Source organism: Halolactibacillus halophilus (assembly GCF_900115605.1).
GTDB lineage: Bacteria > Bacillota > Bacilli > Bacillales > Amphibacillaceae > Halolactibacillus > Halolactibacillus halophilus.
The window spans coordinates 1-13,212 of sequence record NZ_FOXC01000004.1 but is presented as its reverse complement, the minus strand read 5'-3'; the positions used below and the strand labels follow the sequence as shown (position 1 = coordinate 13,212).

Annotated in this window: 13 protein-coding genes and 1 pseudogene; 12 read left to right on the top strand and 2 right to left on the bottom strand. The window is 39.8% G+C overall.

Translation table 11 applies throughout. The features are described 5' to 3' along the window. Window positions 1-235 precede the first annotated feature (235 nt). The 3 genes from rho to BM098_RS02665 all read left to right on the top strand — a co-directional run bounded on the left by rho (window position 236) and on the right by BM098_RS02665 (window position 2,754). Complete coding sequence (rho, locus tag BM098_RS02675) at window positions 236-1,513, top strand: transcription termination factor Rho (RefSeq protein WP_089830135.1); 1,278 nt, start codon at window positions 236-238, stop codon at window positions 1,511-1,513. Between the two features lie 148 nt (window positions 1,514-1,661). Further along, the gene (locus tag BM098_RS02670) at window positions 1,662-1,907 is read left to right on the top strand and encodes a type B 50S ribosomal protein L31 (RefSeq protein ID WP_089830133.1); all 246 of its coding nucleotides are present in this window, start codon (window positions 1,662-1,664) and stop codon (window positions 1,905-1,907) included. A gap of 226 nt (window positions 1,908-2,133) precedes the next feature. Beyond that, window positions 2,134-2,754, top strand: a complete 621-nt coding sequence (locus BM098_RS02665) for a thymidine kinase (RefSeq protein WP_089830131.1) — start codon at window positions 2,134-2,136, stop codon at window positions 2,752-2,754. Window positions 2,755-2,889: 135 nt separating this feature from the next. Here BM098_RS02665 and BM098_RS02660 read toward each other — a convergent pair whose 3' ends face one another. Continuing rightward, window positions 2,890-3,993 (bottom strand): Fic family protein, encoded by a 1,104-nt coding sequence (locus tag BM098_RS02660; RefSeq protein WP_089830129.1) that lies wholly within the window; start codon window positions 3,991-3,993, stop codon window positions 2,890-2,892. Window positions 3,994-4,233: 240 nt separating this feature from the next. After that, the gene (locus BM098_RS13310) at window positions 4,234-4,467 is read right to left on the bottom strand and encodes a hypothetical protein (RefSeq protein ID WP_143423367.1); all 234 of its coding nucleotides are present in this window, start codon (window positions 4,465-4,467) and stop codon (window positions 4,234-4,236) included. A gap of 331 nt (window positions 4,468-4,798) precedes the next feature. Here BM098_RS13310 and prfA point away from each other — a divergent pair, with 331 nt between their 5' ends. The 9 genes and pseudogenes from prfA to asnB all read left to right on the top strand — a co-directional run. Continuing rightward, window positions 4,799-5,869 carry a peptide chain release factor 1 gene (prfA, locus tag BM098_RS02655; protein WP_089830126.1) on the top strand — a complete coding sequence of 357 codons (1,071 nt, stop codon included), beginning with the start codon at window positions 4,799-4,801 and terminating at the stop codon, window positions 5,867-5,869. A 1-nt stretch (window position 5,870) separates the two neighbouring features. Then, the gene (prmC, locus tag BM098_RS02650; RefSeq protein WP_089830124.1) at window positions 5,871-6,728 is read left to right on the top strand and encodes a peptide chain release factor N(5)-glutamine methyltransferase; all 858 of its coding nucleotides are present in this window, start codon (window positions 5,871-5,873) and stop codon (window positions 6,726-6,728) included. 323 nt (window positions 6,729-7,051) lie between these two features. Further along, window positions 7,052-8,077 (top strand): L-threonylcarbamoyladenylate synthase, encoded by a 1,026-nt coding sequence (locus BM098_RS02645; protein ID WP_089830122.1) that lies wholly within the window; start codon window positions 7,052-7,054, stop codon window positions 8,075-8,077. A gap of 58 nt (window positions 8,078-8,135) precedes the next feature. Further along, window positions 8,136-8,369, top strand: coding sequence for a hypothetical protein (locus tag BM098_RS13650; protein ID WP_234987384.1), 234 nt, complete (start codon window positions 8,136-8,138; stop codon window positions 8,367-8,369). 88 nt (window positions 8,370-8,457) lie between these two features. Next, window positions 8,458-8,919, top strand: coding sequence for a low molecular weight protein arginine phosphatase (locus tag BM098_RS02640; RefSeq protein ID WP_089830120.1), 462 nt, complete (start codon window positions 8,458-8,460; stop codon window positions 8,917-8,919). A 122-nt stretch (window positions 8,920-9,041) separates the two neighbouring features. Next, complete coding sequence (gene rpiB, locus BM098_RS02635) at window positions 9,042-9,482, top strand: ribose 5-phosphate isomerase B (RefSeq protein ID WP_089830118.1); 441 nt, start codon at window positions 9,042-9,044, stop codon at window positions 9,480-9,482. Next, on the top strand, window positions 9,482-10,036 hold the full coding sequence (locus BM098_RS02630; RefSeq protein WP_089830116.1) for a TIGR01440 family protein: 555 nt from the start codon (window positions 9,482-9,484) through the stop codon (window positions 10,034-10,036). The genes rpiB and BM098_RS02630 overlap by 1 nt, the downstream gene beginning before the upstream one ends. Window positions 10,037-10,096: 60 nt before the next feature. Further along, window positions 10,097-11,332, top strand: coding sequence for a serine hydroxymethyltransferase (gene glyA / locus BM098_RS02625; protein ID WP_089830114.1), 1,236 nt, complete (start codon window positions 10,097-10,099; stop codon window positions 11,330-11,332). Between the two features lie 460 nt (window positions 11,333-11,792). Beyond that, window positions 11,793-13,133 (top strand): annotated as a pseudogene (gene asnB, locus BM098_RS02620) (asparagine synthase (glutamine-hydrolyzing)); the annotation flags it as partial. Window positions 13,134-13,212 lie beyond the last annotated feature (79 nt).

Genomic DNA, 13,212 nt, shown 5'->3' with positions numbered 1-13,212 from the left:
TCAACGGATTAACAGCCTCTTATAAGACTACTCTTCTCGTTATTCATTTCATTTAAATGCATGATACGTGATATTTCATGTAACATCGGTGTTAATTGATACATATAGTCCCTTTAAAGGAAGACAGTGATAAACCGGTGTCATCTTCAGCAACATGATTGATTGAACAAGGAATATTAAATGTGTTGCGACGAAACATCCATATAAAAAATAAGTAGAATAGGTGATGATCAATGTGTCTGAAGTAACGATTTCAGAATTAGAAACAATGACACTAAAAGACTTATACGCCCATGCGCGAGAGTTTAAAGTGTCTTATTATGCAAAATTAACAAAACGCGAATTAATTTTTGCAATTTTAAAAGCCCAAGCTGAAAAAAGTGGCTTTTTATTTATGGATGGGGTATTAGAAATTATTCCATCAGAAGGCTTTGGTTTCTTACGTCCAATTAACTACTCTCCAAGTGCTGAAGACATTTATATTTCAGCCTCACAAATTCGCCGCTTTGACCTACGTAACGGTGATAAAGTCTCTGGAAAAGTCCGTCCACCAAAAGAAAACGAACGCTACTATGGTCTGCTTCATGTTGATGCGGTCAATGGTGAAGATCCTGAGATGGCGAAAGAACGGGTCCATTTCCCAGCGTTAACTCCGCTCTATCCCGATCGTCTGATGCATTTAGAACTTGAACCCAAACAATTATCAACCCGGATTATGGATGTAGCCACTCCGGTTGGCTTCGGTCAACGTGGTCTCGTTGTCGCACCGCCAAAAGCAGGTAAGACGGTGTTATTAAAAGAAATCGCCAATAGTATTTCTGCTAATCACCCTGATGTTAAACTGATTGTGTTACTAATTGATGAACGTCCAGAAGAAGTAACGGATATCGAACGTTCCGTCGCTCCGGGTGTGGATGTTGTTGCTTCAACATTTGATGAAGTGCCAGAAAATCATATCAAAGTATCAGAACTCGTACTAGAACGTGCGATGCGTCTCGTTGAACATAAAAAAGATGTTGTGATTTTAATGGATAGTATTACCCGGCTAGCACGGGCGTATAACTTAGTGATTCCCCCAAGTGGTCGAACGCTCTCAGGTGGGATTGACCCAGCGGCTTTCCACCGTCCAAAGCGTTTCTTTGGAGCGGCTCGTAATATTGAAGACGGTGGTAGTTTAACGATTCTTGCGACCGCACTTGTAGAAACAGGTTCACGGATGGATGACGTTATCTATGAGGAGTTTAAAGGTACCGGTAATATGGAACTTCACCTCGATCGTAACTTAGCTCAGCGCCGAATTTTCCCTGCGATTGACTTGGCTCGCTCAAGTACACGTAAGGAAGAGCTGTTGTTAACAGAAGATCAACTTGAAGCCATGTGGATGATCCGCAAAGCGATTCAAGATTCACCGGATTTCGTCGAGCGCTTTATTCGTCGCTTTAAACAGACGAAAACGAATGAAGAACTGTATGACAGTATTTTTGAAGAACTGAAACGCAAAAACAAAAACTAATCTTTTTAGTTTTTTTATTGCATTGGCTTCCTTAGGCTGTTATAATCTTAACGTATGAAAAAATGCCGTTTGGAGCACTGTTGTGTTGTAAGCGAGCGAAAATTTAACTCTGTTTCTAAGGATTCAGGGCAGAAGGAGTGTAAGAGACATGAGACAAGGCATTCACCCAGAATACCGTAAAGTTGTATTTCTTGATACAAGCTCTGATTACAAGTTCTTAACAGGATCAACAAAGTACTCAGAAGAGACTATTGAGTGGGAAGATGGTAACACTTACCCATTAATCCGTGTTGAGATCAGTTCAGATTCTCACCCATTCTACACAGGCAAGCAAAAAGCTGACAAAGCTGGCGGCCGTGTGGATCGCTTCAAGAAAAAATATAACCTTAACTAATCAAGCGACGTGTTCGCTAAAGAAGAGCCATCCTTTTTGGATGGCTTCTCTTAACTTAAAGGTAACGTATAAACAGGCAGAACGACTTTTGCCTGTTTTTATTTTGGGATGACGCTGCATCTTTAAAAAGTAAACGCGTCATGACTTAATTGTTAAATAGTGAAATAATGAATAAATAAAGGCAAGAAATAGCTGACAATCAACACGACTTTAGGAGGCATCCGGTATGTATATTATGAAACAAAGTGGTTGGGTAGAACTTATTTGTGGCAGTATGTTTTCAGGAAAATCAGAAGAACTCATTCGCCGAATTAAACGGGCGACGTATGGTAATTTAACGGTGCGTGTGTTTAAACCTGCAATCGATAATCGCTACCATGAGGAGTCGGTCGTTTCCCATAATGGTAACTCAATCCTTGCCCGTCCTGTTGAAAAAGCAACCGATATTTTAGACCATATCACCGATGATATTGATGTGATTGGGATTGATGAAATTCAGTTCTTTGATGAGGCGATTGTCTCGATTGTTGACCAACTAGCAGACCTCGGTCACCGCGTCATTGTCGCGGGTCTTGATACTGATTTTCGCGGTGAACCATTCGGCGTGATGCCAGAACTTATGGCGATGAGTGAAATGGTCACAAAACTAAATGCGATCTGTCCCCGGTGCGGGTCACCGGCCTCGCGTACTCAGCGCTTAATTGACGGCGAACCTGCCTCATATGATGATCCGATCATCTTAGTCGGTGCAAGTGAATCTTATGAACCACGTTGTCGACACTGTCACGAGGTGCCTAATAAGCCGGTTGAACATAAAATCATGAGGGAAGAAACAAAATCCAAGTAAGATGTATTGCTGATGCTTGATGTCTAACTAAACTTAGTCATTTTGAAAAACATCATAAAAACACCGCTAAATCTTGAGGGTCGGGATCCTTCATTTAGCGGTGTTTTTTGTATTAAAACGTGTTGGTGGTATTTTTTAGTCGTTGATAATTCGAATAAGGTCGTAATGAAAGAATCGTCGATTTCTTTTTTTATCATCTCCATAAATGAAGGATAATTCAATGAGTTGATTGAGACTTTTTCGGATGGTTACTGGTGCTAATTGTGTCTCCTTTTCTATTTGATGAACAGTTGCGATCGGATATTTAAATAGAGCACCCCAGACTTTTTCTGTAGAGGGTTGCTGTATCTTGTTTAATCCTTCTTCAAATAATCGTTCAGCTTGTTCCAGTTTGTTGATTTGTCTTTTAGCCATCCGAATAGTCGCTTCAAGAAAAAAAGTGATCCAACTATGCCAATCCGGCTCATGTCTATTTATCGCGCGGATACCGTTTAGCATACTATAGTATTTGAATTTTTCTTTTTCGAGTTCTTCACTTAGGAAAAAAGATGGCGAATCGATGATGTTTGAATGAAGCATATAAAGGACGATGAGGATTCTACCTAATCGTCCATTCCCGTCTAAAAAAGGATGAATAGATTCAAATTGTGCATGAATGATGGCTGCTTTAATTAAAGGATGAAGATTGTCTTTGTCTTCATCCATGTATGGATGGCCATTAATATATCGTTCTAAATTGGCCATATATTCGCCCATTAATTGTGGTTCAGGCGGAACGTATGAAGCGTCTTTTATGTCATTTGTAGGTCCGATAAAGTTCTGGATCATCCGATATTCTCCTCTAGCACTTGTAGAACCACGACCGTCATTCATTAGGGTGTTATGCATGTCACGAATTAAGCGTTCAGATAAGGGATAGCCTGCCTGAATCGTTTCTATTCCGATTGTTAAAGCTTTTTGATAATTTCTCACTTCTATCTTTTCCCAATCTTCTTTTTGATCGATCTCATCTTCAAGCATCTCGCTAAAAGTAACTTGTGTTCCTTCGATTCTTGTTGATTGAACAGACTCCTTTAGTGTGATCAGTTGTAGAAATGATTCACTGACTAATGAATAACGCATTTTTTGTTTTAGTTTTTCTAACATCGATGAAGCTTCAACGACCAACTTATAAAAACTAAGTTCAGTTTCTGCATCAAATGTGATAGGAAGAGGAGGTAACGTATATGACTTTCTCATTTTAACACCTCATTTAAGTTATAATATACTTATATTATAATCTAATTTAAGAAAAAGTAAACATTAACGATATATATATACTATAAAATATCGTTAATAATATTAAAAAATGACTTTAGGTGATTAATTTTCACTTAAAGTCATTTTCTATTATTGATGGGACGTTACAATTCAGGACAAAAAACCTTTATGAATGATAAGGAAGGTCCCTCAAAAGTTATACTAGACACGCTAACTTTTCTAAGTGATTCCTAAATATCCGAATAGAAACAAGGCTAGTAAGCTGAAAATCTGTAAGGACTGTTTGATTAGCTGACTAAAATCAATCTGATAGTACTCTGAAATAATCGGTAAACAAACATGGGTCGCTGTCGACATATTGCTGATATAGCCCATCCCTATGAGGAGAATAAAGAGTGGTAACCCGGCCTCTGGCATTGATAGAAAGACAAGCGGAATGCCGATTACGCCCATCGCCTAGGTTCCGCTGACAAGTGTACCAAAAAAGAAAATCAGGGAAGAAAATAATAGCTAAAAATAGTAATGGCATAATAGACTCCTTTTTTTGACACGACTGTGCCGAGTTAAGATTCTTATCCCGTGACATCACACGGGCGATAGGTGGTGTCTATTATTCCGGATGGAGATATGATACAGATAGGGGGAGTTAGTTTTTTAATAAGTTAACGACCTTAGGTGTTGTGGGACGAAAAAACAGGCAACGTTTTTTGACGGGGATACGATCGTGTTATATAATAAGGGGTGGACTAAATGACGGACATAAATATAAATGAGGTGAATCACCATGTTAGATAAATTACAAGCATTAGAAGCACGTTATGAAAAGTTGAATGAATTATTGAGTGACCCAGACGTAATTTCAGACACAAACAAACTCCGTGAGTATTCAAAAGAACAATCAGACCTCTCAGACATTGTGGCAACGTACCGTGAGTATCGCGACGTTAGTGAACAATTAGCGGATGCAAAAGAGATGTTGGACGGCGAAAAAGATCCGGATATGCGTGAAATGGTTCAGATGGAAATTGATGAACTTGCACCACAAATCCCGGAATATGAAGAAAAACTAAAAGTCTTAATGTTGCCAAAAGACCCGAACGATGATAAAAACGTTATTATGGAAATCCGCGGGGCAGCAGGTGGCGATGAAGCAGCGCTATTTGCGGGAGACTTATTTAGAATGTATACCCGATACGCTGAAGCCCAAGGCTGGAAAGTTGATGTAATGGAAAGTAGCGTCAATGGTGTTGGTGGCTATAAAGAAGTCATTATGATGATTAATGGTCGCGGAGCATATTCAAAATTAAAATTTGAAAACGGTGCGCACCGAGTGCAACGTGTACCTGAGACCGAATCAGGTGGCCGGATCCATACATCAACTGCAACCGTCGTTGCCTTACCTGAAGCAGAAGAAGTAGAAGTCGATATTCATGATAAAGATATTCGTGTCGATACGTTCACTTCAAGTGGACCGGGTGGACAGAGTGTAAATACAACGATGTCAGCCGTTCGATTAACACACGAACCAACCGGGATTGTTGTGTCGATGCAAGATGAGAAATCACAAATTAAAAACAAAGAAAAAGCGATGAAGATTTTACGTGCCCGTGTCTATGATAAGTTCCAACAAGAAGCGCAAGCCGAGTTTGACTCAAACCGTAAATCAGCCGTCGGGACAGGTGACCGTTCGGAGCGAATTAGAACCTATAACTTCCCGCAAAACCGGGTGACTGACCACCGTATTGGTTTGACGATTCAAAAGCTCGATCAAATTCTTCAAGGGAAGCTTGATGAATTTGTTGATGCGCTGATTATGGAAGAACAAACAAGCAAGATGGACCAGCTAGGTGAGTAAGATGAAACCGACTATACAAGAAGCCCTTAACTGGGCTTCTCTTTTTTTAAAACGACATAACCGCGAAGAAAAAGTGGGTGAGCTTTTACTCATCCACGTGTTAGGCCTTTCGCGCTTAGAGTTTTTAATGCGGCTACAAGACCCAATGGCACCTGAAAAATATGATATGTTTAAACAGATGGTGGAGTCACACGCAACAACGGGTATTCCGCTGCAGCATTTAACCGGAGAAGAACAGTTTTATGACCGGACGTTTACTGTGACTAAAGACACGCTTATTCCGCGCCAAGAAACAGAAGAGTTGATCTATTATTTATTAGAAGACTTAAATAAGCGCCCGCATCTTACTGATGTTGTCGATGTTGGAACAGGGACAGGAGTCTTAGGTATTACCTTAAAGTTAGAACGACCAAACCTTAATGTCAGTGCGGTTGACATTTCTGATGCGGCCCTTGGTGTCGCAAAAGCTAATGCCAAAAGGTTAGCGGCTGATGTTACCTTCTGGTCTAGTGACTTCTTATCGGCACTTATAGAAACGGGGCAGTCGGTCGATGTGATTGTATCGAATCCGCCCTATATTCCTTACAGTGACTTAGATTCGCTCAGTGATACGGTTAAAAATTTCGACCCGCACTTGGCCCTTTTTAGTGAAGAGGACGGGTTATATAGTTACCGCACCATTATTAATGAAGCTAAACAGGTGCTCAGACCTCACGGTCTCTTGGCATTTGAAATTGGCTACAATCAACAAGAAGCAGTTACCGCCCTTATCAGAAGTGCTTTTCCAGACGCCATCGTCGAAACAAAACAAGATATGTTTGGACGAGATCGGATGGTCTTTATGTATCAAGACGTTTAAATTTATCTTTTTTTACTTCAACGTTAATAGAGACAGCCTGACAGTGGCATACGGTAAAAACATATGATTTAGCTAAAACTGTATGATAGCTATGGCTATCCACAGGGTTAGTGGATAAGTTTGTGGATAACAGGGCAACTTACCCACATTCAGACTAGAAATAGTGGATAAGGCTGTGTATAATCAGAATGAGAAACAAAATCATGAACATGTGGATAAGTGGATAAAGATAGCCAGGTGGGATAAGACGTGAATGTAAACGTTGTCCACATATCGTGGATAACCTGTGAATAAGTTGTTAATTTTTAAAATGAGGTGTTAATATGTCAACATCATTTTTACTATGGAATGATGAGAATATACAAAAAGCGAGCGAATGGTTAAAGCAGGGAGAAGTCGTTGCCTTTCCAACTGAAACTGTCTATGGTTTAGGGGCCGATGCGACAAATGAAGCGGCTATTAAAAAAATATTTGAAGCGAAAGGTCGGCCGAGTGATAATCCACTTATTGTTCACTTAAGTGATGTTGAACAGATGTCACGTTATGTAACAGAAATCACACCGTTAGCGAAACAATTAATTGATGCGTTTATGCCTGGACCGCTGACAGTCATTTTAAAGAGTAATGGAAAAATCGCGAAAAATGTCACCGCGGGTTTAGATACGGTTGGCTTAAGAATACCAGATCATTTTGCGGCGCGGGAGCTGATTAAAGCATCTGATTTACCGGTAGCCGCACCAAGTGCGAACCTTTCTGGTAAACCTTCACCAACAAGTGCGGTGCACGTGTATCAAGATTTAAAAGATAAAATCTCAGCGATTTTAGACGGAGGACCAACCGGGGTTGGGGTCGAATCAACGGTCGTTGACTGTACTGGAAGTCATGCGGTGATTCTTAGGCCTGGTGGCATCACAAAACAAGATATTGAACACGTGTTACAGACGCCAGTTGAAGATGCGACGATCTTAGAGACAAAAGATAAACCAAAGTCACCTGGGATGAAATATACCCACTATGAACCTGAAGTACCGATGATTCTGATTGACGGGGACGATGACTACTTCAGAAAAAAAATCAAACAGTATCAATCGGAAGGGAAAAAGGTGGGCTTATTAGTCAGTGAAGAACTAGCAAGACAAGCTCAAGGTGATGTGGTGATCACTGTTGGGACAAGAGAAGATATTGCGACTGTCGCCAATCAACTCTATCACGCGCTTCGGTCGTTTAAAAAGACCGATGTCGATGTGATCTTAGCGGAAACATTTATTGAAGATGGGGTCGGTCAAGCCGTAATGAACCGGATGAAAAAAGCGGCTACGTATATTGATGTTGGAGCCAAGTTGAAATAGAAAATGAATATAAAAAGTCAGTAAGCAATAGACTTAAATGAACACTTCTTTATTGAATATGGTTAATTCCATATCGTTTAAGAAGTGTTTTTTAGGATTTCTTTTAATTGTTGGGTTTGTCGTCTATGAACGTACTTTACGACTTGCGCTAATGTTTAGTGTGATGAGTTTAAGTTTTTGTGTGACCGGTTTTTACATAGGCAAGCAAGTGGAAAAAATTATGGGACCGTTTTTTGATCTGTTACGTGGTGTGATTTTCATTGGCTGTGGTTCGGTAGTCCTTTTCTTCTAATGTGTTAATCTGCTTATACTTAGCAACAACAAGGGTAGATATGATAAAATGAAGGTAACACGTCATTTGGAGAAAGGACGAGAGTGTAGTGAATATCTTATTTGTTTGTACCGGAAATACGTGTCGTTCGCCGATGGCCGAAGCTATTTTACTCGATCATGTGAAGAAAACAAATCAAACGGACCGGATCTTTGTAAAGTCCGCTGGACTTTATACAACGGATGGTATTAAAACATCTGCTGGGACTCGGTATGCGCTGATGCAACATCAGATTGATTTTGATGGTGAGTCGAGCCAAATTACTGAAGATTTACTCGATTGGGCTGACCTGATTTTAACAATGACGGACAGTCATCAAGAGGCACTTCGTTCCTTTAATCCGGAACAAGGTGATAAAATCCATACGTTAAATGGCTACGTTTATCCGTCATTAACTGATAAGAAACGTCAAATTCAAGATCCGTTCGGGCAAGATGAAGCCGTGTATCTTGCTACTTTTGATGAAATTAATCAAGGTATCGCCGAATTAATCAAGCAAAACAACTTATAAACCGAACGAAGAAAGAATTTTCTAAAAAAACATCCGTAATACTTCACATTTAATAAAAATCAGTTACAATATGAAGTAAGTAATAAAAACGCAAGATAATAATCGATGGGAGTGTTTGAATAATGAAAGTCGTTTTAGCATCAGATCACGGTGGTTTTGAACTAGCAAAGGAAATTGAAGCATTTTTAGGAGAACTCGGTGTAGAGGTCAATAATATTGGCTGCGATTCAAAAGAGTCATGTGATTACTCAGATTACGGTATTCCAGCTGCTGAAAAAGTTGCTGCGGGTGAATATGACCGCGGGATTGTTATTTGTGGGACCGGGATTGGTATGTCGATTTCAGCTAATAAAGTCAAAGGGATTCGTTGTGCTTTAACGCATGATGTGTATACTGCACGCGTGACACGTGAACATAACGATTCAAACGTATTAGCACTAGGCGCCCGTGTTATCGGTGTCGATCTTGCGAAAGAAATCGTTAAAACATGGATTGGCGGAGAGTTTGAAGGTGGACGTCATGAGCGTCGCATCAACAAAATTCACGATTACGAGACAAAATAATGACGCATTTAGTTGATCAAGCGGTCTTAACGGAAACCATGGATCAGTTTGTCGATGAATGGGTTCAACTTGATATCTTAAATCCAGGTGATATTTTTGTTATCGGGACATCAACAAGTGAAGTGCTCGGTGAAAAAATTGGGACGGTTGGTAGTATGGATGTTGCGGAAGTGATTTTTACTTCATTACAACGTCTAAAAGCTGAAACGGGTGTTAAACTTGCTTTTCAGTGTTGCGAACATTTAAATCGTGCCCTAGTGGTAGAGAAAACAACCCAGAAAAGTTTAGGCAAACGTCCTGTCACGGTCATTCCGCATCCACATGCGGGTGGGTCAATGGCGACGTATAGTTATCAACACATGGACGAAGCGGTTGTGATTGAAACAATTGAAGCTGACGCAGGAATAGATATAGGCGAGACGATGATTGGGATGCATCTTTTACCGGTCGCGGTACCGCTTAGATTTCAGACGAAGTTTTTAAATCAAGCACGTTTAGCGGGTGCTTATAGCCGTCCAAAACTCATTGGCGGTGTGCGCGCAAAGTATGAATAAGTTGACTGTCTAGTCTTTCTTATAAAAAATAAAACCAATACTTTAGGGGGAACGATGTGGATGAAACATGTACAAGCAAATGATGTAGAGTTATTCGAAGCGATTGAATTAGAGCGTGGTCGTCAAAATGATAAGATTGAGTTGATTGCCTCAGAGAACTTTGTCACAGAAACAGTAATGGAAGCGCAGGGGTCGGTCTTAACAAATAAATATGCCGAAGGTTACCCAGAGAAGCGCTACTATGGTGGTTGTGAGTATGTGGATATCGCAGAAAACTTAGCGCGCGACCGGGCGAAAGAAATCTTCGGGGCAGAACATGCGAATGTTCAACCACACTCAGGCGCACAAGCGAATATGGCTGTGTATCATGCATTCTTAGAACCAGGCGATACGGTCCTTGGCATGAATCTATCACACGGTGGTCACTTAACCCACGGAAGTCCGGTGAACTTTAGTGGTAAGCTGTATAACTTCGAAGAGTATGGTGTAAATAAAGAAACAGAAATATTAGATTATGACGTTGTCCGCGAAAAAGCATTAGCGGTAAAACCTAAATTAATCGTTGCTGGTGCGAGTGCGTATCCACGTGAGATTGATTTTAGTAAGTTCCGGGAGATTGCTGATGAAGTCGGTGCTTATTTAATGGTTGATATGGCACACATTGCGGGTCTTGTCGCGGTGGGCGAGCATCCAGATCCTGTTCCCTTTAGTGATTTTGTCACCACAACCACACACAAAACATTACGCGGTCCTCGTGGCGGGATGATTCTTACAAAGGAAAAATATGCCAAACAAATCGATAAAGCGGTCTTTCCTGGTATTCAAGGTGGCCCACTGATGCATGTGATTGCGGCCAAAGCAGCAGCGTTTAAAGAAGCGCTTGATCCATCCTTTAAAGATTATGCGAAACAAATTAAATCAAACGCCAAAGCTTTTGCTGACTCACTAACAGCTGAAGGTGTGCGTCTTGTCTCTAATGGTACTGATAACCACTTATTGTTACTCGATGTTAAAAGCTTAGGCTTAACAGGTAAAGTCGCAGAAGAAGCATTAGATGATATTGGTATTACGACGAATAAAAATACTATTCCATTTGATACTGAATCACCATTTGTGACAAGTGGTGTCCGAGTAGGAACAGCGGCTGTGACAACACGAGGCTTTAAAGAAGATGAACTTAAAGAAGTGGGTCAAATCATTGCGCTTGTACTAAAAGATATTGAAAATGAAGCAGTGAAAGAAGAAGCACGCAAACGCGTGAAAGCTCTTACTGATCGTTTCCCACTATATAAATAATTTGTAAGGCACGTCCTATATGGGGCGTGTCTTTTTGATGTACTTTTAAAGTTAGAATCAATTTAACAGTTTTATTAATGATGACATATGCTAAAATCATTTCATTTGTACTAAGAGATGACAAAGTAATGAAAGAAGAAGCAAGCAAACGTCTTGCTGATTGTTTCCCGCTATATAAGTAATAGTTAGCCGACACGTCTCTACGATAAGGGCGTGTCTATTTGTATTTGCTTCAGTCGTACGCATTTCATCAAACCCTACTTCTGAAATAATTAAAAACAAATAATTTGTAAAAATATTGTTTTTTTATTTCAAAAGAATTAAAATAGAAAGGTCAAAAGTCCTGTTTTGTCATTAAAATGTAACAAAAATGAGGTGATTAACGTCTTGAAAAATAGATGGATACATAATATTGAAATGAATAATATAATAATGATATTCGGAAGGGGAAAGACGTCATATGTGCGGATTTGTGGGTGTGTTAAAAAATAAGGCAGGTATTTGGGAAGAGACAGCTCAAGAACAATTTAAAAACAGCAATAGAATGATTTTTCATCGCGGGCCAGATGATGAAGGGTATTTTGAAGATGATCAGGTCTTATTTGGCTTTAGACGGTTAAGTATTATCGATATTGAGAGTGGTCATCAACCATTTAGTTATTTAGATGAACGGTATTGGATGGTGTTCAATGGTGAAGTATATAACTATATTGAATTACGCAAGGATTTGCTAGAGAAGGGTTATGTATTTTCGACGGATTCTGATACAGAGGTGATTATTGCGTTATTTGATTATTACCGAGAAGAGGCATTTGAGAAGTTAAGAGGCATGTTTGCAATCTTAATTTGGGATACTAAGGAACAAACATTATTCGGTGCCCGTGACCCCTTTGGTATTAAGCCATTATATTATCGTGAAACCGAGCGTGGTCTTTATTTTGCCTCAGAGAAAAAGAGTATTATTGAACCGTTTACTGAATCAGTTAGTCATGACGCGCTGCAACACTATTTGAGTTTTCAATATGCACCAGAACCTTGTACGCTTAGTCAGGAGATTAAAAAGATAGAACCAGGCTATTATTTTACAAAAAAAACTGATCAACCACTTGATTTTAAACGGTATTTCCATGCGACTTTCCAACCCGTTAATTATGAAAAGTCGGCGTTTATTGAGAGAATTCGGTCAGTCATGTATGATTCGGTTAATGTCCACATGCGTAGTGATGTACCGGTCGGTTCATTTTTATCAGGAGGCATTGATTCAACGATCATTGCTTCAATCGCAAGAGAAATTCATCCGGATATTAAAACGTTCTCGGTCGGATTTGAACAACACGGTTACTCTGAAGTAGATGTGGCTAAAGAAACAGCTGAAGCTCTGGGTGTACAAAATTATGAATATATGATTTCACCGGAAGAGTTCGTAAGTAAAATTCCAAAAATCATCTATCACTTAGATGATCCTCTTGCGGACCCAGCGGCTATTCCACTTTACTTTGTCGCGCGTGAAGCGAGTAAGCATGTCACTGTTGTGCTCTCAGGCGAAGGGGCAGATGAGCTATTTGGTGGCTATAATATTTATCGTGAACCGTCATCATTAAAACTGTTTGAGTCGGTACCGACAATGTTAAAGTCCGCACTAAGCCAAGTCGCTAAAATTATTCCTGAGGGAGTCAAGGGTAAAAGTTTTATTGAACGCGGAACAACACCTTTAAAAGACCGTTATATTGGCAATGCAAAAATATTTGAAGAACGAGATAAACAAGCGTTATTAACTTTTTATAATAGTATAGGAAAGTATAAAATTTTCGTTGATATACCAAGGGTTGGAACGTTATGAAGAGTTGAAATTTATTGAGGAAAAGGGTTAAGATAATAGT

Coding starts and splice junctions, on each gene's coding strand:
- BM098_RS13310 (WP_143423367.1), bottom strand. CDS start 4,467: ATGGGCGTAATCGGCATTCCGCTTGTCTTTCTATCAATGCCAGAGGCC.
- prmC (WP_089830124.1), top strand. CDS start 5,871: ATGAAACCGACTATACAAGAAGCCCTTAACTGGGCTTCTCTTTTTTTA.
- BM098_RS02660 (WP_089830129.1), bottom strand. CDS start 3,993: ATGAGAAAGTCATATACGTTACCTCCTCTTCCTATCACATTTGATGCA.
- BM098_RS02645 (WP_089830122.1), top strand. CDS start 7,052: ATGTCAACATCATTTTTACTATGGAATGATGAGAATATACAAAAAGCG.
- BM098_RS02670 (WP_089830133.1), top strand. CDS start 1,662: ATGAGACAAGGCATTCACCCAGAATACCGTAAAGTTGTATTTCTTGAT.
- rpiB (WP_089830118.1), top strand. CDS start 9,042: ATGAAAGTCGTTTTAGCATCAGATCACGGTGGTTTTGAACTAGCAAAG.
- glyA (WP_089830114.1), top strand. CDS start 10,097: ATGAAACATGTACAAGCAAATGATGTAGAGTTATTCGAAGCGATTGAA.
- BM098_RS02665 (WP_089830131.1), top strand. CDS start 2,134: ATGTATATTATGAAACAAAGTGGTTGGGTAGAACTTATTTGTGGCAGT.
- BM098_RS13650 (WP_234987384.1), top strand. CDS start 8,136: ATGGTTAATTCCATATCGTTTAAGAAGTGTTTTTTAGGATTTCTTTTA.
- BM098_RS02630 (WP_089830116.1), top strand. CDS start 9,482: ATGACGCATTTAGTTGATCAAGCGGTCTTAACGGAAACCATGGATCAG.
- prfA (WP_089830126.1), top strand. CDS start 4,799: ATGTTAGATAAATTACAAGCATTAGAAGCACGTTATGAAAAGTTGAAT.